Source organism: Streptomyces sp. NPDC101160, from assembly GCF_044768205.1.
GTDB lineage: Bacteria > Actinomycetota > Actinomycetes > Streptomycetales > Streptomycetaceae > Streptomyces.
Window position 1 is genome coordinate 304,116 of the sequence record NZ_JBIWPJ010000009.1, and the last position, 24,335, is coordinate 328,450.

Consider the following 24,335-nt stretch of genomic DNA (forward strand, 5'->3'; position numbering starts at 1 on the left):
TGGGGATGCCTCCATACGAATTTCTGGGGGGACAGCGTGGAAGTCTACGTCGGCCGACTGACACCGGCCGGGCACTCGGCGGTACGGTCACGCGTTGGGAGACAGGGAACACCTGTCCCCATTTGTCACGCACCATTTTCGGCCACGCTTCGTGCCGGATCGCCCACCAGGAGGCACCTTCGATGTCGGTCCCGCAGCCCACCGCCGCCGAGCGCGGTGAGCAGATCCTCGCCGTCTTCGACACCGCCTTCGGCGAGCTGCTCGCCGCCGACCCCGCCGCCTTCAAGGTCAAGTTCCGGAAGATGGCCGGCTCCGCCTTCGCCTTCTACCGGGGCACCGCCTGCCTCTTCTACAAGGACCTGGAGCGGGAGGCGCACGGCGGACCGTTCCTGGACGAGCGGACCGGCCGGGTGTGGATCCACGGCGATCTGCACGCCGAGAACTTCGGCACCTACATGGACGCCAACGGGCGCCTGATCTTCAACGTCAACGACTTCGACGAGGCGTACGTCGGCCCCTTCACCTGGGACCTCAAGCGGCTCGCCGCCTCGCTGGCCCTGATCGGCTACGCGAAGGCGCTCAGCGACGAGCAGATCACCGAGCTGGTGACGGTGTACGCGGCCGCCTACCGGGAGCGCATCCACGCGCTCGCGACCGGCGCCAAGAACGACGAGATCCCGCCCTTCACGCTGGACACGGCCGAGGGCCCGCTGCTCGACGCGCTGCGCGAGGCCCGCGCGCTGACCCGCTTCGGGCTGCTCGACTCGATGACCGAGATCCGCGAGTTCGAGCGCCGCTTCACCTCCGGCGGCGGCTCCATCGAGCTGGACGCGGCGACCCGGTACAAGGTGCTCGCCGCCTTCGACGGCTATCTGGAGACGCTGCCCGAGTCCAGCCTGGCCCGCCCCGACTCGTACCGGGTGAAGGACGTCGTGGGCCGCCGCGGCATCGGCATCGGCTCGGCCGGCCTGCCCTCGTACAACATCCTCCTGGAGGGCAACAGCGACGCCCTGGAGAACGACGTCGTCATCTACATGAAGCAGGCGCAGACCCCGGCGGTCTCCCGGCATGTGAAGGACGCGGCGGTACGGGGCTACTTCCACCACGAGGGCCACCGCACCGTCATCTCGCAGCGGGCGCTCCAGGCGCACGCGGACCCGTGGCTCGGCTGGACGGAGCTGGACGGGGCCGGGCAGCTGGTCGCGGAGGTGTCGCCGTACGCCGTCGACCTGGACTGGTCGGACATCGACGACCCGGAGGAGATCGCGGCGACCGTCGCCGACCTCGGCCGGGCGACCGCGGCGATGCACGCGGCGGCGGACGACTCCAGCGGCCACTCGCTGGTGCCGTTCTCGACGGAGCGGGCCATCGACGCGGCCATCGCGGCCGACGAGGAGGGCTTCACGGCGCTCCTGGTGGACTTCGCCCACGCGTACGGCGCCCGGGCGCGGGCCGACCACCAGATCTTCGTCGACCTGTTCCGCAACGGCCGGATCCCCGGCCTGTAAGCGGGCCCTGCGCGAAGGCTCACAGCCCGGCCTTAGGGACCTCTTACGGCCGGGCATGGGACACTTCCCTCGCGATGGACATGGCAGGAATCCAGCTGAGAGCCCTCCGGGCGGCGTTCTTCACGGCACTGGTCGTGACGCTGTCCGTGGCCTCGCACGTCCTGTTGTCGGGGGTGCCGCTGCCGCTCGGCTCGGTCGTCCCGGTCGCGGTGGCGGTCTTCGGCGTGGCGTTCGCGCTGGCCGGCCGCGAGCGCGGCTTCGGCCCGATCGCGGGGCTGCTCGTCCCGCTGGAGCTGGCCGCCGACACCCTGTTCACCAGCGGCCAGGTGGCCTGTTACGGGCCCGCCGGCGGCCCGGTCGCGGGGTCGCTGCGCTCGGTCGGCCTCGACGTGGACGCGCTGTGCGGCGGCGCCGTCGGCACCCCGCTGCCCGGGGTCGCGGCGCCCGGCTCCGAGGGCGTGACCGCCCTGCTGTCCTCCCCCGACCCGGCCGTGCCCTGGCTGCTGCTCGCCGCCCATGTGGTGGTCGGGCTGACCGCGGCCTCCTGGCTGCGCGGCGGGGAGCGGGCCCTGGCCCGGCTGCTGCGCGCGGCCGTGGCCTGCGCCTTCCGGCCGCTGCTGCTCGTGGTGGCCTTCGCCCGCACGGCCGGGACCGGCCGGCGGCGCGCCGGGCGCCCGGTGGAGCGGCCGCGCCGCTCCCGCACCCGGCTCTGGGCGCACTCCGTGGGGCGGCGGGGACCGCCGTGCCTCGTCCTCGCCTGACTCCCCGAGTCGGCGCGCGGACACAGCACGCGATTCCCCGTTCCTCCCCCCCCCTTTCACGGAGTGCCCCACCATGAGCAAGCGCAACAGCCAGGAGAACAAGGCCGCCGCCCGCGAGCGGCTGCGCGCCGAGCGCGAGAAGCAGGCCAAGAAGGACAAGGCCCGCCGGCAGCTGATCGTCGCCGGGTCGGCGGTCGCCGTCCTCGCCGTCGCCGGCGGCATCGGTTTCGCCGTCGTCCAGGCCAACAAGCCGTCCCAGTGGGAGGCGGCCGCGGACGCGAAGAGCGTCACGGCACCGAAGAACACCGAGGGCACCGACGGCACCACGGTCGTCATCGGCAAGCCCGAGGCGAAGAAGACCCTGGAGCTGTACGAGGACTCGCGCTGCCCGGTCTGCGCGACCTTCGAGCAGGGCGTGGGCGCCACCGTCGAGAAGGACGTCGCCGACGGCAAGTACAAGATCAAGTACATCGGCGCCACCTTCATCGACAACTCCGACCAGGGCCAGGGCTCCAAGAACGCCCTGTCGGCGCTGGGCGCGGCGCTCGACGTGAGCCCCGAGGCGTTCCTGAAGTACAAGGCGGCGCTCTACTCGACCCAGTTCCACCCGGACGAGCGCGACGACAAGTTCGCCAAGGACTCCTACCTGCTGAAGGTGGCGGACTCGGTGCCGGCCCTGAAGGGCAACGCCGACTTCCAGCGGAACGTCGAGGAAGGCACCTTCGACGCCTGGGCGATGAAGATGTCGAAGACCTTCGACAAGAGCGGGGTCACCGGCACGCCGACGCTGAAGATGGACGGCAAGGCCCTGACCGTCGAGGGCAGCAAGAACCCGCCGCTGACGGTGGACCAGTTCAACACGGCCCTGACGAAGGCCCTCAAGGGCTGACGCCCTTCCCGCCGTCCCCCTTCCTCTCCCTCTTCCTCTTCCTCGCCGGAAGCGCCGGAAGCGCCGGAGCGAGGAAGAGGAAGGGGAAGGTCCGGCGAATGCCGGACGAACATTCGTACAGACCCCTGCCCGTTCCGCCTACCCGGCGGTAATCTGACGGGCCGTGACCAGTCGTAACCTCATATCCGCCCCCAGCCGCCGCACCGTGGTGAAGGCCGCCGCCGTCACCGCCGCCGTCGCGCCGGCCCTGGTGGGCGCCGCCTCGACCGCACTCGCGGACTCCGGGGCTCCCGCGTTCCTGCACGGCGTCGCCTCCGGCGACCCGCTGCCCGACGGCGTCCTGCTCTGGACGCGCGTCACGCCCACTCCCGACGCCGTGCCCGGCTCGGGCCAGGGCCCCGATGTCCCGGTCGGCTGGCAGCTGGCCGAGGACCGCGGCTTCACCCGGATCGTGGCCGAGGGCAGCACCGTCGCGTCCGCCGGCTCCGACCACACGGTGAAGGCCGACGTCCGCGGACTGCGGCCGGCCACCGCGTACTTCTACCGCTTCACCGCGGGCGGGACCGTCTCCCCCACGGGCCGCACCCGCACCGCGCCGACCGCCGACGCGGCCGACGGCATCCGCTTCGGCGTGGTGTCCTGCGCCAACTGGGAGTCCGGCTACTTCTCGCCGTACCGGCACCTGGCCGCCCGGACCGACCTGGACGCCGTCCTCCATCTCGGCGACTACATCTACGAGTACGCGACCGGCGCCTACCCGGAGGCGAAGTACGTCGTACGGCAGCACCGGCCGGCGCACGAGATCCTCTCGCTCGCCGACTACCGCGTCCGGCACGCCACCTACAAGACGGACGCCGACCTCCAGGCGCTGCACGCGGCGCACCCGATCGTGGCGATCTGGGACGACCACGAATTCGCCAACGACGCCTGGTCGGGCGGGGCCGAGAACCACACGCCGGGCGCCGAGGGTGTCTGGGCGGACCGGGTGGCGGCGGCCAAGCGGGCGTACTTCGAGTGGATGCCGGTGCGCACCTCCACCGAGGGCACGGTCTACCGCCGGCTGCGCTTCGGCCGGCTCGCCGATCTGCACCTGCTCGACCTGCGCTCGTTCCGTTCGCAGCAGGCGAGTGTGGGCAGCGGCAAGGTGGACGACCCGGAGCGCACCATCACCGGCCGGGCGCAGCTGGACTGGCTGAAGTCAGGCCTGGTGGCCTCGGACGCGGCCTGGCAGCTGGTGGGCACCTCGGTGATGATCTCGCCGGTCGCCTTCGGCGCGCTGCCGGCCGATCTGCTCGGCCCGCTCGCCGAGCTGCTCGGGCTGCCCAAGGAGGGCATCGCGGTCAACGTCGACCAGTGGGACGGCTACACGGACGACCGCAAGGAGCTGCTGCAGCACCTGGTGGACCGCTCGATCCGCAACACGGTCTTCCTGACCGGCGACATCCACATGGCGTGGGCCAACGACGTGCCGCTGAAGGCCGCGACGTATCCGCTGTCGGCTTCGGCGGCGACGGAGTTCGTGGTGACCTCGGTGACCTCGGACAACCTGGACGACATCCTGCACGTGGCGCCGGGCACGGTGTCGCTGGTGGCGGCGGCCGCGGTGAAGACCGCCAACCGGCATGTGAAGTGGGTGGACATGGACCACCACGGCTACGGCGTGCTCGACGTGACGGCCGACCGCTCGCAGATGGACTACTACACGGTGTCCGACAAGGCGGACCCCGACGCGACGGCCTCGTGGGCGCGTTCGTACCGCACGCTCAGCGGAACGCAGCGTGTCGAGCGGGTGTACCAGCCAGTACGTTGACCGATCATTTTCAGCCATGATCCGCTTTGTTAACGGGGGATCACATGGCTACGGCGGGTGGTGAGTCCGGAGTTTCGAACCCGGACACATCGCCCGCCTTTGGCGCTTCTTCTGTTACGTCCGCGTCTCAAACTCCGGAAGCGGCGCAAGTTTTTCTTCCCGATGCCCTCATTTGCCCGAAGAATGATTGGGCTTGATCAACCCTCAACGACATATGACATGGCCGCGTAATCTCCCCGCCGTGGCGAGGAAGTACCTCTCCACAACCCCCCGCGAGGAGTCCCCCCGTGCGCGCTCTTGCCCGTATATCGCCGCGTATGTCGCGTCGTCTGCTCGGCACCGCCATCATGGCCGGAACGCTGGCCCTGGCGCCGCTCTCCGCCCCGGCGGCCGCCCCGGCCGGCGGCACCACCACCCTGGCCTCGGCCGAGAAGTGCGCCGACGGTGCCGCCGCCCTGTCCGGCGCCCGCAAGGCCAAGGGCAGCGCCACCCAGGCCGAGCCCAACGAGCTCACCGCCGCCCAGGCCAAGGCCATGGACGCCGACCTGCAGAAGAAGGTCTCCGCCGCCCGCGCCGAGGGCCGGGTGTCCTCCGCCGCCGGCCTCGCCGCGGCCACCACCATCCCGGTCTACTTCCACGTCATCCACAGCGGTACGACGGGCAAGCTCAGCGCCACGGCCATCAGCAACCAGATCGCCGTCCTCAACGCCGCCTACGCGGGCCAGGGCACCGGCAACGTCGACTCCGGCTTCCAGTTCTCGCTGGCCGGCACCGACTACACGGACAACGCCACCTGGTACAACCTCACCGACGGCACCCAGGCCGAGAAGGACATGAAGACCGCCCTGCGCAAGGGCGGCGCCAACGCGCTGAACATCTACACCGCCAACCTCGGCGGCGGCCTGCTCGGCTGGGCGACCTTCCCGTCCTCGTACAAGTCCGCCCCGAACATGGACGGCGTCGTCATCCTCGACGCCTCGCTCCCGGGCGGCTCGGCGGCCAACTACAACGAGGGCGACACCGCCACCCACGAGGTCGGCCACTGGATGGGCCTGTACCACACCTTCCAGGGCGGCTGCACGGGCAACGGCGACTACGTCTCGGACACCCCGGCCGAGAAGAGCGCCGCGTACCAGTGCCCGACCGGCCGTGACACCTGCACCTCGAAGCCGGGCGTGGACCCGATCCACAACTTCATGGACTACACGTACGACTCCTGCATGTACCAGTTCACCGCCGGCCAGGTGGCCCGCATGAACGACTCGTGGACCGCGTACCGCGCCTGACGGTCCGTCCACACGACGGTGGCCCCGGGGAGATCCCCGGGGCCACCGCCCGTTCCGCGCGGGAAGCCCTACAGGCTGTCCAGGAAGGACAGCGCCACCCTCCAGGTCTGCTCGGCCGCCTCCGCGTCCCAGTCCTGCGACTCCGCATCGGTGTAGAGGTGCCCGGCGCCCCGGTAGCGGTAGACCTCCACGTCCGCGCCCGCCCTGCGCATCTGCAGGTACCAGGCCGACAGCCAGTCGTCCGTCTCGAACGGGTCCGGCTCGGCCACGTGCAGCTGCACCGGGAGGTCGTCCACCGAGGCCGACTCGGCGATGTCCGAGGTGCCGTGGAGGAGCAGCAGCCCGCGCGCCCTCTCGTCCCCGAGCGCGAGCGTCTGCGCCACCGAGGCGCCGAAGTCCAGGCCCATGTAGACCAGGCCGCGCTCCGAGTACGGGGCCGCCGCCAGGACCGCGCGCTTCAGCAGCTCGTCCTTGCCGATCTCGTCCCGCAGCGCCATGCCCTCGTCGGCGGTCCCGGCCGTCCGCCCGTCGAAGAGGTCCGGCGTCCAGACCTGGTGTCCGGCGGTCCGGAGCCGTTCGGCGGCGGCCTCCACGGCAGCGTCGAGTCCGTGGACGGAGTGGAAGAGCATGATGTCCATGCGCCCCATCCTGCCACCCGCCCCCCGCACCGCCCGCCACGCCAGGAGCCGGACGTCGCGAGCCCCGCTTGACCGTCGAGACACCCCCCTAGCGCAGGCTGCGCACGTCCAGCTGCCGCAGCACCCGGTCCACCACCTCCGGGTCGGCGCCCGGCTCGCTGCGGGCCGAGAGCACCGCGTGCCGGGCGGCCGACATCATCTCCTTCTGGATCCGGTGGATCGACTTCAGCCGGTCCACGCGCTGGGCGAACGCGGCCCGCCGCTCCTCGTCCACCATGTCCACGCTGATCCGCGCCCCGATGTCGAAGGCGCCGCGGAGCAGCCGCTCCGCCACCTCCTCGGGCAGCTCCTCGACCTCCTCGATCTCCTTGAGCCGCGCCTTGGCCGCCTTCGCCGCCCGGATCGCCAGGTCCCGCTCGAAGGCCCGCTCGGCGTCCGCGTCGGCCTTCACGCCGAGCCGCTTCACCAGCCTGGGCAGCGTGAGGCCCTGCACCACCAGGGTCGCGATGATCACACAGAAGGCGATGAAGATCAGCTCGTCCCGGCCGGGGAAGGGCGCGCCGTCGTCGGTCCGCAGAGGGATGGCGAGCGCGAGCGCGACCGAGGCCACCCCGCGCATCCCGGCCCACCACATGACGACGCTCTCCCGCCAGCTCATCGGGATGTCCTCGGCGTAGTCCCGCCGGTCGTGCAGCTTCTTCGCCACCCAGGCCGCCGGCAGCAGCCAGAGCAGCCGCACCACGACCACCGTGCCGACGACGGCCGCGCCCCAGCCGAGCATCTGCCGGCCGCGGCCCTCGGCGACCCCGAAGACGTGCACCAGCTCCAGGCCGATCAGGCCGAAGGCGATGCCGGTGACGAGCGTGTCGACGACCTCCCAGAAGGTCTGCCCGGCGAGCCGCCCCATCACGTCGTCGGCGTCGCTCGCGTACTCGGCCAGGAAGAGCGCGGTGACCAGGACGGCGAGGACCCCGGAGCCGTGCAGCTCCTCGGCGAGCACGTACGACACGAACGGCACGAGGAGGGTGAGCCCGGTCTGCAGGGTGGCGTCGCCGAGGACGCCGATCAGCTTGTTGGTGATCCAGCCGAGCGCGATGCCGACCACGACGGCGACGACGGCCGACAGGACGAGTTCGGCGAGCGCCCGCGGCCAGGAGAAGCTGCCGGTGACGACCGCGGTGATCGCCACGTGGTAGAGCACGATCGCGGTGACGTCGTTGAAGAGCCCCTCGCCCTCCAGGATCGACACGAGCCGCCGGGGCAGCCCGAGCGAACCGGCCACGGCCGTGGCCGCGACCGGGTCGGGCGGCGCCACCAGGGCGCCGAGGGCGAGTGCGGCGGCCAGCGGGATGCCGGGCACCAGCGCGTCCGCGACCGCGCCGACGGCGGCCGTGGTCACGAAGACCAGGGCCACCGCGAGCAGGAAGATCGGGCGTCTGTTGGCCGCGAACTGGCGCCAGGATGTGCGCTGCACGGAGGCGTAGAGCAGCGGCGGCAGCACCAGCGGCAGGATGAACTCGGGCGGGATGTCCACGTTCGGCACGAAGGGCAGGTACGCGAGGACGATCCCGACGAGGGTCATCAGGACGGGTGCGGGCAGTCCGAGCCGGTCTCCGAGGGGCACGGTCAGCACGGCGCCGAGCAGCAGCAGGAACAGCAGGGCCAATTGATCCACGGCCCTACCCTGTCACGTACGTCCGTTTCGCCCACGATCGCCCCCCATGGGGCGCCTTTACGGGTACGGCGTCAGGGTGTCAGGGCGTCAGAGCACGCGGCGCATGGCGCGGTGCGGCATACCCGCGTCCGGGAACTCCGGTCCGTACGCCGCGTAGCCCAGGCGCTCGTAGAAGCCCAGCGCCTGCGTCTGCGCGTGCAGGTCGACGGCGGCGAGCCCGCGCTCGCGTGCCGCGTCCTCGATGGCCCGTACCAGGGCCGCGCCGACTCCGAGGCCGCGCGCCGCCTTCGACACCGCGAGCCGCCCGAGGGAGCCCACCGAGGGGTCCGCGCCGGTCTTGCCGACCGCGTCCGCGCCGAAGAGCAGCCGTCCGGTGCCCAGCGGCACGCCGTCCGCACGGATCGCGAGGACGTGCACGGCGGTCTCGTCGTACGTGTCGTACTCGATCTCCTGCGGCACGCCCTGCTCCTCGACGAAGACCTCGCGGCGTACGGCGAAGCAGGCGTCACGGTCGTCGTGCCGCACGGCCTCGCGGACCGCGTACGCGACGGGCTCCTCCGGCCGGACCTCGGCGGCGGTCACCGGCTCGGCGGTCACCGGCTCTCCGACGCGATCCGGTCGAGGGCGGTCTGCAGGTCGGCCGGGTAGGTGCTCTCGAACTCGACCCACTGCCCGTCGCCGGGGTGCTCGAAGCCGAGCCGGACGGCGTGCAGCCACTGCCGGGTCAGGCCGAGGCGCTTGGCCATGGTCGGGTCGGCGCCGTAGGTGAGGTCGCCGACGCAGGGGTGGCGGTGGGCGGACATGTGCACCCGGATCTGGTGGGTGCGGCCCGTCTCCAGCTTGATGTCGAGCAGCGAGGCGGCCCGGTACGCCTCGATCAGGTCGTAGTGCGTCACGGACGCCTTGCCGTCGGCGGTCACGGCCCACTTGTAGTCGTGGTTCGGGTGCCGGCCGATGGGCGCGTCGATGGTGCCGCTCAGCGGGTCCGGGTGGCCCTGCACCAGGGCGTGGTAGCGCTTGTCGACCACGCGCTCCTTGAACTGGCGCTTCAGCGAGGTGTACGCGTACTCCGACTTGGCCACCACCATCAGACCGGAGGTGCCGACGTCGAGGCGGTGCACGATGCCCTGGCGCTCGGCGGCGCCGGAGGTGGAGATCCGGTAGCCGGCGGCGGCCAGGCCGCCGATCACGGTGGTGCCGGTCCAGCCGGGGCTGGGGTGCGCGGCCACGCCGACCGGCTTCATGATCACGACGATGTCGTCGTCGTCGTGGACGATCTCCATGCCCTCGACGGGCTCGGCGACGATCTGCACCGGAGCGGGCGCGCCGGGCATCTCGACCTCGAGCCACGCGCCGCCGCTGACCCGCTCGGACTTGCCGACGACGCTGCCGTCGACGAGGACCTTGCCGGCGGCGGCCAGCTCCGCCGCCTTCGTACGGGAGAACCCGAACATACGGGCGATGGCGGCGTCGACGCGCTCGCCCTCCAGGCCGTCGGGTACGGGCAGCGTGCGGATCTCGGGACTCATGCTCACCCTGTCGAGTATGCCTTGCCCCGGGACATGGCCCGGCACTCAGTCCTTGTGGACGGTGCCGTCCGGGTCCAGGCCGCGGAACGACAGCAGGACGATCAGGATGCCGCCGCACACGATCGCCGAGTCGGCGAGGTTGAAGACGGCGAAGTGCGCGGGCGCGATGAAGTCGACGACCGCGCCCTCGAAGACGCCGGGCGAGCGGAAGATCCGGTCGGTGAGGTTGCCGAGCGCGCCGCCGAGCAGCAGGCCGAGGGCGATGGCCCAGGGCAGGCTGTAGAGCTTGCGCGCCAGCCGGACGATCACCACGATCACGACGGCCGCGATCACCGTGAAGATGATCGTGAACGCCTCGCCCATGCCGAAGGCGGCACCGGGGTTGCGGATGGCCTCCAGGCGCAGCAGGTCACCGATCACCTTGATCGGCTCGTGCCCCTCCAGCCTCTCGACCACGAGCATCTTGCTGCCGAGGTCGAGCAGATAGGCGAGGACGGCCACCACGAAGAGCGCGGCGATCTTCCGCCTGCCCTTCGGCCGCTCCTCGGCCTCGGGAGCCGTGGTCTCGCCGGCGCCTGCCGAATCCGGAGTACCGATGACGCTCTCCCCGATGACGCTGTCCGCCTCTGCCATGCCCACGAGGGTACGACACGCACCTCCGCCGGCGTCAGCCGCGCCGCTCCTGCTTCTGCTTGTCCTCCACGCACAGCGTGGCCCGCGGGAAGGCCTGCATCCTCGCCTTGCCGATGGGCTTGCCGCAGACCTCGCACAGGCCGTACGTGCCCGCGTCGAGCCGCTCCAGGGCGTGCTCGGTCTGCTCCAGCATCTCGCGGGCGTTCGCGGCCAGGGCCAGCTCGTGCTCGCGCGTGATGTTCTTCGTACCGGTGTCGGCCTGGTCGTCGCCGGCCCCGTCGCCGGAGTCGCGCATCAGACCGGTCAGCTCCTCCTTGGAGTGCACGAGCTCGTTGCGCAGCCGCAGCGCCTCGGCCTGCAGCACGCTGCGGGCCTCGGCGACCTCCTCGGGGGTCCACGGCTCCTCGCCGGGGCGTACGGCGAGCTCGCCGGCCCTGGCCTGGGGCACCGCGGCGTCGTCGCCGGCCGTCGTGACGCCACCCGCGGTCTTCTTCGCTGCCACCGTCCTGGCTCCTGTCTTCTCGGTCGCGGCCTTCCCGGCCGGGGCCTTCTTCGCCGGGGTCTTCTTGGCGGAGGTCGTCTTCGCCGAGGTCTTCGCGGGGGCCGTGAGCGCGGCGGCCGGAGTGTCGTCGACGACGGCCCGACTCGCGGCGGCCTTCTTCGCCACCGCTTTCTTCGCCGTCGCCTTCGACGCCGTCGCCTTCTTCGCCGTCGCCTTCTTCGCGGCGGGGGCCCTCTTCGCCGCCGGAGCCTTCTTCGCCGCCGTCCTTACCGCCGTCTTGACCGCCTTCTCCGTCACCTTCGCCGTATTCGCCGTGTGCGCCGTCTTCGTCGTCTTCTCGGCCGCCGTTTTCGTGGCCGCCGTCTTCTTCGCGGCGGTCTTCTTCGCCACCATGTCGCGGCCCCTTCACATTTTGTGATCTTGCGCGCGAATCGTGCTGGGACGATAAATCGGCCCAAGGTCCGCGGCAACGGGGCACGCCGCCCATTCCGCCCGACCCGGCGCCGTGCCGGTCGGGTCTGACTCGGTTGTGCCCAGCTCCACGGCGGGTTATCCGCGCCACCGCTCCCCCACTTGGCCGCAGCGCAAGTCCGCGCCGGGCCGTCTGCCCATTCGGGTCACGGGGAGTCGCGCGAAATACGGTCGGCCGGTGTCCGCTCCGCCCCGTACACTGGGCTGAGCGAAAGGCTTGGATGGGGACGAGTAGCGTCGTACGCAGCCATGAGCGACCCGGGGACGGTGCGAGCCCGGGGGCGTGCCCGATGTGAAGCATCACCCCGGAGCTGCCGGAAGAAAGCCGCCGGACCGTGAGGACCGTGCGGCGACTAGACCCGGCGTCGCGACCCCAATGAGGGGGCTCAGGGCGTCCGCGCCCGGGGCCAAGGAGGGTGGTACCGCGGGAGCACGGCTCTCGTCCCTCCGGACGGAAACGTGGCACATCCGCCGGAGGAAGATCGATGTCTTCGCAGTACCGCCAGGTACCCGCCCAGGTAGACCTGTCCGCGCTCGAGCACGCCGTGCTCGACTTCTGGCGCGAGAACAAGGTCTTCGCCAAGAGCCTCGAGCAGTCCGAGGGACGCCCCGAGTGGGTGTTCTACGAGGGCCCGCCGACGGCCAACGGCATGCCGGGCGCGCACCACATCGAGGCCCGCGTCTTCAAGGACGTCTTCCCGCGGTTCCGCACCATGCGCGGCTACCACGTGGCCCGCAAGGCCGGCTGGGACTGCCACGGCCTGCCGGTCGAGCTCGCCGTCGAGAAGGAGCTCGGCTTCTCCGGCAAGAAGGACATCGAGGCGTACGGCATCGCCGAGTTCAACGCCAAGTGCCGTGAGTCGGTGACCCGCCACACCGACGCCTTCGCCGAGCTGACGACCCGCATGGGCTACTGGGTCGACATGGACGACGCGTACCGCACCATGGACCCCTCGTACATCGAGTCGGTCTGGTGGTCGCTCAAGCAGATCTTCGACAAGGGCCTGCTCGTCCAGGACCACCGCGTCGCCCCCTGGTGCCCGCGCTGCGGCACCGGCCTGTCGGACCACGAGCTGGCGCAGGGCTACGAGACGGTCGTCGACCCGTCCGTCTTCGTCCGCTTCCCGCTGACCTCCGGCCCGCTCGCCGGCAAGGCCGCGCTCCTGGTCTGGACGACCACCCCGTGGACCCTGGTGTCCAACACGGCCGTCGCCGCCCACCCCGAGGTGACCTATGTCGTCGCCACGGACGGCGACGAGCGGCTGGTCGTCGCCGAGCCGCTGCTCGACAAGGCGCTCGGCGAGGGCTGGGTGACCACGGGCGAGTCCTTCACCGGCAAGGACATGGAGCGCTGGACGTACCAGCGCCCGTTCGAGCTCGTCGAGTTCCCCGACACCGCCCACTACGTCGTCAACGCCGAGTACGTGACCACCGAGGACGGTACGGGTCTGGTCCACCAGTCCCCCGCCTTCGGTGAGGACGACCTCAAGGTCTGCCGCGCCTACGGCCTGCCGGTCGTGAACCCGGTGCGCCCCGACGGCACCTTCGAGGAGGACGTGCCGCTGGTCGGCGGCGTCTTCTTCAAGAAGGCCGACGAGGCGCTCACCGCCGACCTGGACGCGCGCGGCCTGCTCTTCAAGCACATCGCGTACGAGCACAGCTACCCGCACTGCTGGCGCTGCCACACCGCGCTGCTCTACTACGCGCAGCCGTCCTGGTACATCCGCACGACCGCCGTGAAGGACCGTCTCCTCGAAGAGAACGAGAAGACGAACTGGTTCCCGGACTCGGTCAAGCACGGGCGCTTCGGCGACTGGCTGAACAACAACATCGACTGGGCGCTCTCCCGCAACCGCTACTGGGGCACCCCGCTGCCGATCTGGCGCTGCGCGGACGACCACCTGACCTGCGTGGGCTCGCGCGCCGAACTCACCGAGCTGACCGGCACGGACCAGTCGGGCCTCGACCCGCACCGCCCGTTCATCGACGACGTCACCTTCACGTGCTCCGCCGAGGGCTGCTCCCTGGAGGCCGTCCGCGTCCCGGAGGTCATCGACGCCTGGTACGACTCGGGCTCGATGCCGTTCGCGCAGTACGGCTACCCGTACCAGAACAAGGAGCTGTTCGAGCAGCGCTACCCGGCGCAGTTCATCTCCGAGGCCATCGACCAGACCCGCGGCTGGTTCTACACGCTGATGGCCGTCGGCACGCTGGTCTTCGACAAGTCCTCGTACGAGAACGTGGTCTGCCTGGGCCACATCCTCGCCGAGGACGGCCGCAAGATGTCCAAGCACCTCGGCAACATCCTGCAGCCGATCCCGCTGATGGACCAGCACGGCGCCGACGCGGTCCGCTGGTTCATGGCGGCCGGCGGCTCGCCGTGGGCGGCGCGCCGGGTGGGCCACGGCACGATCCAGGAGGTCGTCCGCAAGACGCTCCTGACGTACTGGAACACGGTCGCCTTCCAGGCGCTCTACGCCCGTACGTCCGGCTGGGCGCCGTCCGCCGCCGACCCGGCGCCGGCCGACCGCAGCGTCCTGGACAAGTGGCTGCTCTCCGAGCTGAACACGCTCGTCGCCGGCGTCACCGAGGCGATGGAGGCGTACGACACCCAGCGCGCCGGCAAGCTGCTCTCCGCGTTCGTCGACGACCTCTCCAACTGGTACGTGCGCCGCTCGCGCCGCCGCTTCTGGCAGGGCGACGCCTCCGCGCTCCGCACGCTGCACGACGTCGTCGAGACCGTCACGCGGCTGATGGCCCCGCTGACCCCGTTCATCACCGAGCGGGTGTGGCAGGACCTGGTGGTCCCGGTGACGCCGGGCGCCCCGGAGTCGGTGCACCTGGCGACCTGGCCCGAGCCGGACGCCGCGCTCGTCGACCCGGTCCTCTCCGAGCAGATGATCCTGGTCCGCCGCCTGGTCGAGCTCGGCCGCGCGACCCGCGCCGAGTCCGGCGTGAAGACCCGCCAGCCGCTGTCGCGCGCGCTGGTGGCGGCGACGGGCTTCGCGGACCTGAACGAGGAGCTCCAGGCGCAGATCACCGAGGAGCTCAACGTCTCCTCGCTGGCGTCCCTGTCGGAGGTCGGCGGCTCGCTCGTCGACACGACGGCCAAGGCGAACTTCCGCGCCCTGGGCAAGCGTTTCGGCAAGGGCGTCCAGGACGTGGCGAAGGCGGTGGCGGCGGCCGACGCCGCGGCCCTCTCCCTCGCCCTGCGCTCCGGCGAGGCGTCCCTGGAGGTGAACGGCGAGACGATCGTCCTCACCCCCGAGGAGGTCATCATCACCGAGACCCCGCGCGAGGGCTGGTCGGTCGCCTCCGACTCCGGCGCCACGGTCGCCCTCGACCTGGAGATCACCCCGGAGCTCCGCAAGGCCGGCCTGGCCCGTGACGCGATCCGTCTGATCCAGGAGGCCCGCAAGAACAGCGGCCTCGACGTCGCGGACCGCATCGCGCTGCGCTGGACGTCCACGTCCGACGAGACGGTGGAGGCCCTCACGGCCCACGCGGCCCTCATCGCCGACGAGGTCCTGGCAACGGACCACGCGCAGGGCCCGGCCGACGACACGTACGGCGCTCCGTTCGAGGACGAGGGCCTGGCCCTCACCTTCCGCCTCCGCAAGGCGTAACGGCTACGACGAAGGGCCCGGCCCCCCGCGTAGGGGGCCGGGCCCTTCGCCGTACCCACAGAGCGAGGCCCGCACCGCACCGCCCCACGCACCGGACACGTTCCTCGCGGGTTGTGCCCACCCGTCCCTCCCCCTAGGGCTTCGCCCTGGGGGGACCCCCAGCGGGACAGATGCCCACAACAGTGCGACAAGCCCCGGCCGCCGAGAGCTCAACGCCCCACGGCCCGCAGCGCGAAGCTGCCGCCCTTGGGGGCTCGGGGGCGGCGCCCCCGTTGCCATCCCTCGGGGTCTGGGGCGGAGCCCCGGTTTCGGGAAGGGGCGGGGCGGGGGAGAAAGCTCGCCGCAGGCGCAGCACGCCCGGGCCCGGCGGCGACGCCCCCAGCGCACGCCGAAGGGCCGGGCCCCGGGGAAACCCGGGGCCCGGCCCTTCAGGACTGCCGACGACGGCTCACGCGCTCACCACGCGTAGACCCGCCCCCTCAGTTGTCGTCCTCGTCGATCAGGAACCCGCGCATCGGCGCCGGCGCCTGCTGCATCGGCTGCGGGGCCTGGGGACGGACCGGGGCCATGGGCTGGGTCATGGCCGGGGTCATCTGCTGCTGGCCGCCGTAGGACGGGGCGCCGCCCATCGTCGCGTTGCCACCGTAGGACGGGGCGCCGGCGCCGGCCGGGGCCATCGACGGGGACGGCGGCAGGGACGCGGTCGCCGGGGTGCGCGGCGGGGCCAGCGAGTCGTCCGACTGGGAGTCCAGCTGACGCAGCTGGGACTCCAGGTAGGACTTCAGGCGGGTCCGGTACTCACGCTCGAAGCCCCGCAGGTCCTCGACCTTGCGCTCGAGGGTGGCGCGAGCGGACTCGAGCGAGCCCATCGCGACGCGGTGCTTCTCCTGCGCGTCCCGCTCCAGCGCGTCGGCCTTGGCGCGGGCGTCCCGCTCCAGGCCCTCGGCGCGCGAGCGCGCCTCGCCGACGATCTTGTTGGCCTCGGAACGGGCCTCCGCGATCGCCTGGTCGGCGGTCTGCTGCGCGAGCGAGAGGACGCGCGCGGCGCTGTCGCCGCCGGGGCCCTGTGGGGCCTGCGGCTGCATCGGCTGCTGCTGCGGGTGACCCATGGGGCCGCCCTGCATGGGGCCGCCCTGCATCGGGCCGGGACCCATCGGGCCGCCCTGCATCGGGCCGGGGCCCATGGGGCCGCCCTGCATGGGGCCACCCTGCATCGGGCCGGCGGGAAGCGCGGGGGCACCGGACGGCAGCTGCGGCGGCCCCATCTGCGGCTGCTGCTGGGCCGGCGGTCCGGATATGGCGGCGGGCACGGGAGCGCCGGGTCCGACGGGACGGTCCTGCGGCTCCGGCGGCTTGCGCATGCCCTGCTGCTGGTTCTGCGCGGCGGCACGGGTCGCCGCGGCCAGCTTGGCGCGCAGGTCCTCGTTCTCGCGGAGCAGTCGGGTCAGTTCGGCTTCGACCTCGTCGAGGAAGGCATCGACCTCGTCCTCGTCATAGCCTTCTCGAAGGCGGACGGTCGTGAACTGCTTGTTCCGCACGTCCTCGGGGGTCAGCGGCATCTCTTCTTCACCTCTACGTAGTCGTCGGCAGTCGGCAAGACCGTATCGTCCACATTCACCTCACTCACCCCGCCAAACCGCGCACGACGGAGATCAGGATGTAGACGATGATCATCAGAACGAAGAAGGACAGGTCGAGTGCCACGCCCCCGAGACGCAGCGGCGGGATGAGCCGCCGCAGCAGCTTGAGCGGTGGATCGGTGACAGTGTAGGTGGCCTCAAGGACGACCACCATCGCCTTCCCGGGTTGCCATGACCGGGCGAACTGGAAGACGTAGTCCATGACCAGCCGGAAGATCAGGAGGACGAGGAAGCACATCAGCGCGATGTAGACCACCTGCAGTGCGACGCCCATCCCGCGGTTCCCTCTCCCCTGGCTCTCGTGCTGTCCGGCCGCCCTCTGCGGCCGGGCCTTCTCGGTCTCGTTCTCTCAGCTCTGGTTGAAGAATCCGCCCTCAGCGATGCGGGCCTTGTCCTCCGCCGTGACATCGACGTTAGCAGGCGACAACAGGAACACCTTCTGCGTCACGCGCTCAATGCTGCCATGGAGACCGAAGACGAGTCCGGCGGCAAAGTCGACAAGTCGCTTCGCGTCGGTGTCGTCCATCTCCGTGAGGTTCATGATCACCGGGGTGCCCTCGCGGAAGTGTTCCCCGATGGTACGGGCCTCGTTGTAGGTCCGGGGGTGCAGCGTGGTGATGCGGTAGGGCTCCCGCTCGGACACGACCTTGGGCATGATCACCGGTGCGTTCTTCTCCAGGTTCGGACGTTCGGGTGTGATGGATGCCACGGGGGCAATTCGGGCCGGACGCCCGCTCTCGGCGGGTACCGGTACAGAATGGGACACCGGTTCACGGGGCGCCGGCGGCGTCACCACGCGCACCGGCTCCTCCCGCTCCACCTGCCGCGGCGGCTGGTGGTGGCGCCGGTCCCGCTCGGGCTCCGGCTCCAGCTCGGGTTCGAAGTCGTCGTCGGGGTCGAACCCCCGGCCGTCGTAGCCATCGTCCTCCACGAGGCCGAGGTAGACCGCCATCTTGCGCATCGCGCCGGCCATATCTCCGCATCCTCCGCTCTGTGGTGGATCGCCCTTACCGAATGTCGCAGTGTCACCAAGTGCCCGCGATCCACGGGTCCCTCCGCCCCTCGGCGGAATGACCATATTTTCTGCTGTGGTCCGACCTGCTTCGCGACGTTACCCGAGCTTCGGGCGGACTCCGAGTACCGCCGTACCGATGCGCACGTGTGTCGCTCCGGCCGCCACGGCCTCTTCGAGGTCCGCACTCATCCCTGCTGACACCATGTTCGCAGCAGGACGGGTCGTGCGCAGGTGAGTCGACAAATCCATCAGCCGCTCGAAGGCGGCCTGTTGCCGGCCCGCGAACGGACCGGCCAGCGGGGCGACGGTCATCAGCCCGTCGCACCTCAGTCCGGGAGCGGCGTCGATCGCCGCGGCCAACTCCTCGATGCCGTCCGGCGCCACCCCGCCGCGGTCGCCGCGGTGGCCGGACTCGGCGTCGAGGGCGACCTGGACCAGGCAGCCGAGCTCGCGCTCCGTCTTCTCCGCGGCGACGGAGAGGGCGGAAACGAGCTTCAAACGGTCGACGGACTGCACCACATCGGCATAACCCACCACGGAACGCACCTTGTTCGTCTGCAACTGGCCGACGAAGTGCCAGGTCAGATCGAGGTCCGCGCACGCGGCGGCCTTCGGGGCGGCGTCCTGGTCGCGGTTCTCCGCCACGTGCCGCACACCGAGTTCGTGCAGGAGTCTCACATCGCTCGCCGGGTAGGTCTTGGTGACCACGATCAGGGTCACGTCCTCCCGCGCCCGCCCGGCGGCGGCGCACGCGGCGGCGATGCGCTCCTCCACCTGGGCGAGGTTCGCGGCGAGTTCCGACTTGCGGTCCGTCATATCTCTTCTCAGCTCAGCTCAAGCCAGACATATCCCGCGAGTCGCCCCGTGGTGCGGTCGCGGCGGTACGAGTAGTGGTCGCCGGACTCCAGGGTGCAGACCCCGGCGTCCGCGACGTCCGTCACCCCGAGCCGCGCCAACTGGGCGTGCACGCCGGCGGCGACGTCGACGGCGGGGGTGCCCCAGCTCGTCTCGGCGTACGCGGCCGGCTCGACCGCGGCGACCTCGGCGCGCATCGCCTCGGGCACCTCGTAGCAGCGCCCGCAGACGGCGGGACCGGTGCGGGCGGTGATCCGGGCGGGGTCGGCGCCGAGTTCGGTCATCCGCTTCACCGCCGCCGGGACGACCCCGGCGACCATCCCGGGCCGCCCGGCGTGGGCGGCGGCGACGACCCCGGCGACGGGGTCGGCGAGCAGGACGGGCACACAGTCCGCGGTGAGCACGGCGAGCGCGAGGCCCCGGCGGGCGGTGACGACCGCGTCCACGGACGGGATGGCGTCGCCGGTGCCGGACCAGGGTCCGTCGACCTCGGCGACGTCGGCGCCGTGCACCTGGTTCATCCAGACGACGTGCGCCGGGTCGAGCCCGAGTTCGGCGGCGGCCCGCGCCCGGTTGGCGCGGACGGCCTCGGGGGCGTCGCCCACGGCGCCGCCGAGGTTGAGCTCCTCGTACGGAACGGCGCTCACTCCGCCCCACCGGTCGGTGAAGGCGAAGTGCGCGCCGCTCGTGTCGTAACGCTGCCCTATCAAGGCGTCACTTCAGGAAGTCCGGGACATCCAGCTCTTCGGCCTGGGTGTCCGGGTACGGGCGGGCCGGCGGGACCACCGGCGGGGTGACGGGCGCCAGCGGGGTCTCGCTGACCGGCGCCGGCTCGACCGGGGCGGCCGGCTCCTCGCGCGGGGTCACCGTGCCCAGGCCGCCAAGCGGGCGGGAGGTGTCGGCGAGGCGCGGGGCTGGGGCAGGCTCCTCGCGCTTGGCGGAGGCCGAGCCGATGATGTTGTCGCGGCGGGCCGGCGGCTGACCGCCGTCGAAGCCGGCCGCGATGACGGTGACCCGCACCTCGTCGCCGAGGGCGTCGTCGATGACGGCGCCGAAGATGATGTTGGCCTCCGGGTGGGCGGCCTCGCTCACCAGCTGCGCGGCCTCGTTGATCTCGAAGAGACCGAGGTCGCTGCCGCCGGAGATGGAGAGCAGCACACCGCGGGCGCCGTCGATGGACGCCTCCAGGAGCGGCGAGGAGATCGCCATCTCGGCGGCGGCCACCGCGCGGTCGTCGCCGCGGGCGGAGCCGATGCCCATGAGGGCCGAACCGGCCTCGGACATGACCGACTTGACGTCGGCGAAGTCGAGGTTGATCAGGCCGGGGGTGGTGATGAGGTCGGTGATGCCCTGGACACCGCTGAGGAGCACCTGGTCGGCCGACTTGAAGGCGTCGAGCACCGAGACCTGACGGTCCGAGATCGAGAGCAGTCGGTCGTTCGGGATGACGATGAGGGTGTCGACCTCTTCGCGGAGCTCGGCGATGCCGTCCTCCGCCTGGTTGGCGCGCCGGCGGCCCTCGAAGGTGAACGGGCGGGTGACCACACCGATCGTCAGGGCGCCGAGCGAGCGCGCGATGTTGGCGACGACGGGCGCGCCGCCGGTGCCGGTGCCGCCGCCCTCGCCGGCGGTGACGAAGACCATGTCGGCCCCCTTGAGGACCTCCTCGATCTCCTCGCGGTGGTCCTCTGCCGCCTTGCGGCCGACTGCCGGGTTGGCCCCGGCCCCGAGGCCACGGGTGAGTTCACGGCCGACGTCGAGCTTGACGTCGGCGTCGCTCATCAACAGCGCCTGCGCGTCGGTGTTGATGGCGATGAACTCGACGCCCTTGAGACCGACCTCGATCATTCGGTTGATGGCATTGACACCACCGCCGCCGACACCGATGACCTTGATGACTGCGAGGTAGTTCTGCGGTGCTGCCACGTCGAAGGCCTCTCGCCTCGAGTTACGTGTCGCCGCTTCGCGGTGGTAGCGCGTCGCGGCGACGGATGCCGATGGGGACGGTCCGAAACGCCGACCCAAACCCTAACGTTGAAGTTTAGGGTTACCAGTGTCCCTGTTCCTTGGACTCTTCCGAACAGGACACTAAGTCGACAAGTGGCGCACGTTCAACGAACACGCCGAACCTCCCGTTTTTCTTTTCACCCTATGTGATCACCCGTAGCCATGGCCAACCAGGGCCCTGGCCTGGGCGGATGGGCGTCAACTCCGGGACGAAGCGGGCGCGGTGGGGGCACTTACATCGAAGTGCCCCGCTTTGGGAGTCGCTTTCATCAGCGCGGTGAGAACACGGGCCTTGACCGGCCCGTCCTCGCCGCTGCCCCAGAAGACGGTGCGGTCCTTGCCGAGCTCCAGAGTGATGGAGTCGAACGAGATGATCCGGACGACACGGACGTCTTGGGCGATTTTCTCCGGGAGTTCGCCCGTCACGCCTACCGCGACGGTGAGGAGCCGCTGCGCGTCGAAGCGGCGCAGGCTCGGGGAGCCGGCCACGTCGAGGCGGAGCCGGGGTACGCCGCGGAGCGGGGTGGCGACGGTGGCGAACCGCACACCGCCGGAGTCCACTTCGACGAACTTTCCGCCGTTTTCGAGGAGAAGGACCGGCCGACGTTCCGTCACTTTCAGACCGATTCCATGCGGCCACGACCGTACGACGTCCACCCTGTCGATCCGCGGCAGCTCCCGGCGCAGCCGCGCCTCGATGCCGTCGGTGTCGACGGAGACGAGCGGCGCGCCGAGGGGTACGGCCGCGACACGCTCGACCTGTTCCGGGGTGAGCACCGCCGTACCGGAGGTGCTCACCTTCTCGACCCGGAACCAGGTGGAGCCGTACAGCGCCCAGATGCCGCCGGCGAGCAGAGCGAGACCGGCGAGGCCGAGCAGGAGAGCACGCGGGCCGGGCACCCGGAGGTTCCGGGCGCCCGGTCGGGACGGCTGCCGCGAGGAGCCCTCGGACCTGCTGCTCCCGCTCTTCGCTGCCACCGCGTGTCTCCTTCGCTGAGGACTCGGCTAGCGTCCGCGCGCCGCGATCGCCTCGTACACCATGCCGACGAGCAGGTCGTCGGCGTCCCGGCGGCCGAACTCGGCGGCGGCGCGGGACATCTCGTACAGCCGGTGCGGGTCGGCGAGCACGGGCAGGACGTTGGACTGCACCCACTGCGGCGACAGCTCCGCGTCGTCGACGAGGAGGCCACCGCCGGCCTTGACCACCGGCTGGGCGTTGAGCCGCTGTTCGCCGTTGCCGATGGGCAGCGGGACGTAGGCGGCGGGGAGGCCGACGGCGGAGAGCTCGGCGACGGTCATCGCGCCCGCGCGGCAGAGCATCATGTCGGCGGCAGCGTACGCGAGGTCCATCCGGTCCACGTACGGTACCGGCACGTACGGCGGCATTCCGGGCATGTTGTCGACACGCGGCAGTTCGTTCTTCGGGCCGACCGCGTGCAGGATCTGGATGCCGGAGCGCTGGAGCACCGGGGCGATCTGCTGGATCACCTCGTTGAGCCGGCGTGCGCCCTGGGAGCCGCCGGAGACCAGCAGGGTCGGCAGGTTCGGGTCGAGACCGAAGGCGGCGCGCGCCTCCGGGCGGACCCGGGCCCGGTCGAGGGTCGCGATGGAGTGCCGCAGCGGGATGCCGATGTAACGGGCGTTGCGGAGCTTGGAGTCCGGGGTGGCGACGGCGACCCCGGCCGCGTACCGCGAGCCGATCTTGTTGGCCAGGCCGGGCCGGGCGTTGGCCTCGTGGACCACGATCGGCACGCCGAGCCGCTTGGCGGCCAGATAGCCCGGCAGCGCCACGTAGCCGCCGAAGCCGACCACGCAGTCCGCCTTGGTGCGCTCCAGGACCTGCTCGGCCGCCTTGATGGTGCCGCGCAGCCGCCCGGGGACGGTGATCAGCTCGGGCGTGGGCTTGCGGGGCAGCGGCACGGCGGGGATGAGCGCCAGCTCGTAGCCCCGCTCGGGGACCAGCCGGGTCTCCAGGCCCTTCTCCGTGCCCAGCGCCGTGATGCCCACGGTGGGGTCCTGCCTGCGCAGGGCATCCGCGAGCGCGAGCGCGGGCTCGATGTGACCGGCGGTACCTCCGCCGGCGAGTACGACATGCACCGAAATTCACCGCTCTCCGGACGGACGCTTCTTGACGCGCCGTCGCATCGACTTCCATCTCCCCCCGGCCCGCTTGCCCCAGCCGGGGCGGCGCATGGCCAGGGCCGCTTTCGCGGCGGGCTCCTGTCGCGCGAAGGCGATGAGGAGTCCGACGGCGAACATGGTCGGCAGCAGGGCCGACCCCCCGTAGGAGAACAGCGGGAGCGGGACTCCGGCGATCGGCAGCAGACCGAGCACCGCACCGATGTTGATCACGGCCTGGGCCGTGATCCAGGTGGTCACGCCTCCCGCGGCATACCTGACGAAGGGGTCCTCCGTGCCTCCGGCCACGCGGATACCCGCATAGCCTAGAGCCGCGAACAGGACCAGCACCGACAGCGTCCCCGCCAGACCCAGTTCCTCCCCGGTGACGGCGAAGATGAAGTCGGTGTGCGCTTCGGGGAGTTGACCCCATTTTTCCACACTCGCCCCGAGACCGGAACCGAACCATCCGCCCGAGGCCAGAGCATAGATTCCGTGCGCGGCCTGCCAGCACGGGTCGCCCGCGCCGCCGGGGTCGCTGGCGCCGAGGCAGCCGAAGCGTTCCATCCGGTGCGGGCTGGTCTTGATCAGGAGCGCGCCGATCGCGGCGGCGACGCCGAGCACGCCGACGAAGAGCCGGGTGGGCGCGCCGGCGGTCCACAGCAGGCCGAAGAGGATCGCCGTGAGGATGATCGCCGTGCCCATGTCACCGCCCAGCATGATCAGACCGAGCAGCAGAAACGTTCCGGGCACCAGCGGGACCAGCATGTGCTTCCACTGCGTCAGCAGCTTCATGTCCTGTTTGCGGGCCAGCAGGTCGGCGCCCCACAGGATCAGCGCCAGCTTGCCGAACTCACTGGGCTGGAGCATGAAGGGGCCGCCCAGCGAGATCCAGTTCTGGTTGCCGCCGACCGAGACCCCTATCCCGGGGATCTGGACCAGCACCATCAGGAAGATCGCCCCGACCAGGATCGGGTAGGCCAGCGCCCGGTGCAGCTTCACCGGGATCCGGGAGGCCGCCAGGAGCAGCCCGCCGCCGATCAGGGCCGCGAAGAACTGCTTGCGGAAGAAGTACGAGGGCACCAGGTCGTAGCGGAGCGCCGTGATCATCGAGGCGGAGTAGACCATCACCAGGCCGAGCGCTGTGATGAGCAGTCCGGCGCCGACGATCACGTAGTACGCGGTGAGCGGCCGGTCCCAGGCCCGGCGGGCCCGTTCGTACAGCCCCCGCGGCCCGCCCGGGCGCCGGCCGCGCGGCGCGGCGGCGGCGGGCCGGCCGCCCCCGCGCGCGGCGGCGGCCTTTCGCGTCCCGGCGGTTCTGCTCGGCATGGTCGCTGTCCCCTCCAGTCGTGCCCGGCCCGCGGCCGGGACC

The 24,335-nt window shown here is 71.3% G+C and carries 21 protein-coding genes; 6 read left to right on the plus strand and 15 right to left on the minus strand.

The window, feature by feature from the left end; genetic code table 11:
- Positions 1 to 182 precede the first annotated feature (182 nt).
- From ACIRSU_RS29240 to ACIRSU_RS29260, 5 genes are all read left to right on the plus strand, one after another.
- Complete coding sequence (locus tag ACIRSU_RS29240) at positions 183 to 1,508, plus strand: DUF2252 domain-containing protein (protein ID WP_403798231.1); 1,326 nt, start codon at positions 183 to 185, stop codon at positions 1,506 to 1,508.
- Between the two features lie 74 nt (positions 1,509 to 1,582).
- Positions 1,583 to 2,269 (plus strand): hypothetical protein, encoded by a 687-nt coding sequence (locus ACIRSU_RS29245; RefSeq protein WP_403798234.1) that lies wholly within the window; start codon positions 1,583 to 1,585, stop codon positions 2,267 to 2,269.
- A gap of 73 nt (positions 2,270 to 2,342) precedes the next feature.
- On the plus strand, positions 2,343 to 3,158 hold the full coding sequence (locus ACIRSU_RS29250) for a DsbA family protein (protein ID WP_403798236.1): 816 nt from the start codon (positions 2,343 to 2,345) through the stop codon (positions 3,156 to 3,158).
- Positions 3,159 to 3,321: 163 nt separating this feature from the next.
- Complete coding sequence (locus tag ACIRSU_RS29255) at positions 3,322 to 4,968, plus strand: alkaline phosphatase D family protein (RefSeq protein ID WP_403798237.1); 1,647 nt, start codon at positions 3,322 to 3,324, stop codon at positions 4,966 to 4,968.
- Between the two features lie 317 nt (positions 4,969 to 5,285).
- Positions 5,286 to 6,254 (plus strand): zinc metalloprotease, encoded by a 969-nt coding sequence (locus ACIRSU_RS29260; protein ID WP_403798240.1) that lies wholly within the window; start codon positions 5,286 to 5,288, stop codon positions 6,252 to 6,254.
- Positions 6,255 to 6,322: 68 nt separating this feature from the next.
- Here the strand turns inward: ACIRSU_RS29260 and ACIRSU_RS29265 are convergent, their stop codons facing one another.
- The 6 genes from ACIRSU_RS29265 to ACIRSU_RS29290 form a co-directional block, all read right to left on the minus strand.
- Positions 6,323 to 6,892, minus strand: coding sequence for a dienelactone hydrolase family protein (locus ACIRSU_RS29265; protein WP_403798242.1), 570 nt, complete (start codon positions 6,890 to 6,892; stop codon positions 6,323 to 6,325).
- 88 nt (positions 6,893 to 6,980) lie between these two features.
- Entirely contained in the window at positions 6,981 to 8,567 is a 1,587-nt protein-coding gene (locus ACIRSU_RS29270; RefSeq protein WP_403798245.1) for a Na+/H+ antiporter, read from the minus strand.
- Between the two features lie 87 nt (positions 8,568 to 8,654).
- The gene (locus tag ACIRSU_RS29275) at positions 8,655 to 9,164 is read right to left on the minus strand and encodes a GNAT family N-acetyltransferase (RefSeq protein ID WP_403798248.1); all 510 of its coding nucleotides are present in this window, start codon (positions 9,162 to 9,164) and stop codon (positions 8,655 to 8,657) included.
- The gene (locus tag ACIRSU_RS29280) at positions 9,161 to 10,102 is read right to left on the minus strand and encodes an RluA family pseudouridine synthase (RefSeq protein WP_403798251.1); all 942 of its coding nucleotides are present in this window, start codon (positions 10,100 to 10,102) and stop codon (positions 9,161 to 9,163) included. The genes ACIRSU_RS29275 and ACIRSU_RS29280 overlap by 4 nt, the downstream gene beginning before the upstream one ends.
- A 39-nt stretch (positions 10,103 to 10,141) precedes the next feature.
- Positions 10,142 to 10,729 (minus strand): signal peptidase II, encoded by a 588-nt coding sequence (gene lspA / locus ACIRSU_RS29285; RefSeq protein ID WP_403798254.1) that lies wholly within the window; start codon positions 10,727 to 10,729, stop codon positions 10,142 to 10,144.
- Between the two features lie 34 nt (positions 10,730 to 10,763).
- The gene (locus ACIRSU_RS29290; protein ID WP_403798257.1) at positions 10,764 to 11,624 is read right to left on the minus strand and encodes a TraR/DksA family transcriptional regulator; all 861 of its coding nucleotides are present in this window, start codon (positions 11,622 to 11,624) and stop codon (positions 10,764 to 10,766) included.
- A gap of 563 nt (positions 11,625 to 12,187) precedes the next feature.
- Between ACIRSU_RS29290 and ileS the strand changes: the two genes are divergently transcribed.
- Positions 12,188 to 15,328 (plus strand): isoleucine--tRNA ligase, encoded by a 3,141-nt coding sequence (gene ileS / locus ACIRSU_RS29295; RefSeq protein WP_403798260.1) that lies wholly within the window; start codon positions 12,188 to 12,190, stop codon positions 15,326 to 15,328.
- Between the two features lie 479 nt (positions 15,329 to 15,807).
- On the opposite strand, the gene ACIRSU_RS29300 is transcribed toward ileS, so the two are convergent.
- The 9 genes from ACIRSU_RS29300 to ftsW all read right to left on the minus strand — a co-directional run bounded on the left by ACIRSU_RS29300 (position 15,808) and on the right by ftsW (position 24,292).
- Positions 15,808 to 16,887: a DivIVA domain-containing protein gene (locus ACIRSU_RS29300; RefSeq protein WP_403798263.1), complete on the minus strand. Its 1,080-nt coding sequence runs from the start codon at positions 16,885 to 16,887 to the stop codon at positions 15,808 to 15,810.
- A gap of 64 nt (positions 16,888 to 16,951) precedes the next feature.
- Complete coding sequence (locus ACIRSU_RS29305; RefSeq protein ID WP_403798266.1) at positions 16,952 to 17,242, minus strand: YggT family protein; 291 nt, start codon at positions 17,240 to 17,242, stop codon at positions 16,952 to 16,954.
- A 75-nt stretch (positions 17,243 to 17,317) separates the two neighbouring features.
- Complete coding sequence (gene sepF / locus ACIRSU_RS29310) at positions 17,318 to 17,941, minus strand: cell division protein SepF (protein ID WP_389216178.1); 624 nt, start codon at positions 17,939 to 17,941, stop codon at positions 17,318 to 17,320.
- Between the two features lie 138 nt (positions 17,942 to 18,079).
- On the minus strand, positions 18,080 to 18,799 hold the full coding sequence (locus ACIRSU_RS29315; RefSeq protein ID WP_403798269.1) for a YggS family pyridoxal phosphate-dependent enzyme: 720 nt from the start codon (positions 18,797 to 18,799) through the stop codon (positions 18,080 to 18,082).
- 8 nt (positions 18,800 to 18,807) lie between these two features.
- Entirely contained in the window at positions 18,808 to 19,548 is a 741-nt protein-coding gene (gene pgeF, locus ACIRSU_RS29320) for a peptidoglycan editing factor PgeF (RefSeq protein WP_403798272.1), read from the minus strand.
- 4 nt (positions 19,549 to 19,552) lie between these two features.
- Positions 19,553 to 20,764, minus strand: a complete 1,212-nt coding sequence (gene ftsZ / locus ACIRSU_RS29325; protein ID WP_403798275.1) for a cell division protein FtsZ — start codon at positions 20,762 to 20,764, stop codon at positions 19,553 to 19,555.
- Between the two features lie 279 nt (positions 20,765 to 21,043).
- Positions 21,044 to 21,823, minus strand: coding sequence for a cell division protein FtsQ/DivIB (locus ACIRSU_RS29330; RefSeq protein WP_403798278.1), 780 nt, complete (start codon positions 21,821 to 21,823; stop codon positions 21,044 to 21,046).
- 27 nt (positions 21,824 to 21,850) lie between these two features.
- Positions 21,851 to 22,942, minus strand: a complete 1,092-nt coding sequence (murG, locus tag ACIRSU_RS29335) for an undecaprenyldiphospho-muramoylpentapeptide beta-N-acetylglucosaminyltransferase (protein ID WP_403798281.1) — start codon at positions 22,940 to 22,942, stop codon at positions 21,851 to 21,853.
- 6 nt (positions 22,943 to 22,948) lie between these two features.
- On the minus strand, positions 22,949 to 24,292 hold the full coding sequence (ftsW, locus tag ACIRSU_RS29340; RefSeq protein ID WP_403798284.1) for a putative lipid II flippase FtsW: 1,344 nt from the start codon (positions 24,290 to 24,292) through the stop codon (positions 22,949 to 22,951).
- Between the last annotated feature and the right edge of the window lie 43 nt (positions 24,293 to 24,335).

What these genes read in the sequence shown, in the direction of transcription:
- ACIRSU_RS29260 (WP_403798240.1), top strand. Translation starts at nt 5,286, where the DNA reads ATGTCGCGTCGTCTGCTCGGCACCGCCATCATGGCCGGAACGCTGGCC.
- ACIRSU_RS29250 (WP_403798236.1), top strand. Translation starts at nt 2,343, where the DNA reads ATGAGCAAGCGCAACAGCCAGGAGAACAAGGCCGCCGCCCGCGAGCGG.
- ACIRSU_RS29305 (WP_403798266.1), bottom strand. Translation starts at nt 17,242, where the DNA reads ATGGGCGTCGCACTGCAGGTGGTCTACATCGCGCTGATGTGCTTCCTC.
- ACIRSU_RS29290 (WP_403798257.1), bottom strand. Translation starts at nt 11,624, where the DNA reads ATGGTGGCGAAGAAGACCGCCGCGAAGAAGACGGCGGCCACGAAAACG.
- ACIRSU_RS29315 (WP_403798269.1), bottom strand. Translation starts at nt 18,799, where the DNA reads ATGACGGACCGCAAGTCGGAACTCGCCGCGAACCTCGCCCAGGTGGAG.
- ACIRSU_RS29300 (WP_403798263.1), bottom strand. Translation starts at nt 16,887, where the DNA reads ATGCCGCTGACCCCCGAGGACGTGCGGAACAAGCAGTTCACGACCGTC.
- ileS (WP_403798260.1), top strand. Translation starts at nt 12,188, where the DNA reads ATGTCTTCGCAGTACCGCCAGGTACCCGCCCAGGTAGACCTGTCCGCG.
- ACIRSU_RS29265 (WP_403798242.1), bottom strand. Translation starts at nt 6,892, where the DNA reads ATGGACATCATGCTCTTCCACTCCGTCCACGGACTCGACGCTGCCGTG.
- sepF (WP_389216178.1), bottom strand. Translation starts at nt 17,941, where the DNA reads ATGGCCGGCGCGATGCGCAAGATGGCGGTCTACCTCGGCCTCGTGGAG.
- ACIRSU_RS29240 (WP_403798231.1), top strand. Translation starts at nt 183, where the DNA reads ATGTCGGTCCCGCAGCCCACCGCCGCCGAGCGCGGTGAGCAGATCCTC.
- ACIRSU_RS29245 (WP_403798234.1), top strand. Translation starts at nt 1,583, where the DNA reads ATGGACATGGCAGGAATCCAGCTGAGAGCCCTCCGGGCGGCGTTCTTC.
- lspA (WP_403798254.1), bottom strand. Translation starts at nt 10,729, where the DNA reads ATGGCAGAGGCGGACAGCGTCATCGGGGAGAGCGTCATCGGTACTCCG.
- ftsW (WP_403798284.1), bottom strand. Translation starts at nt 24,292, where the DNA reads ATGCCGAGCAGAACCGCCGGGACGCGAAAGGCCGCCGCCGCGCGCGGG.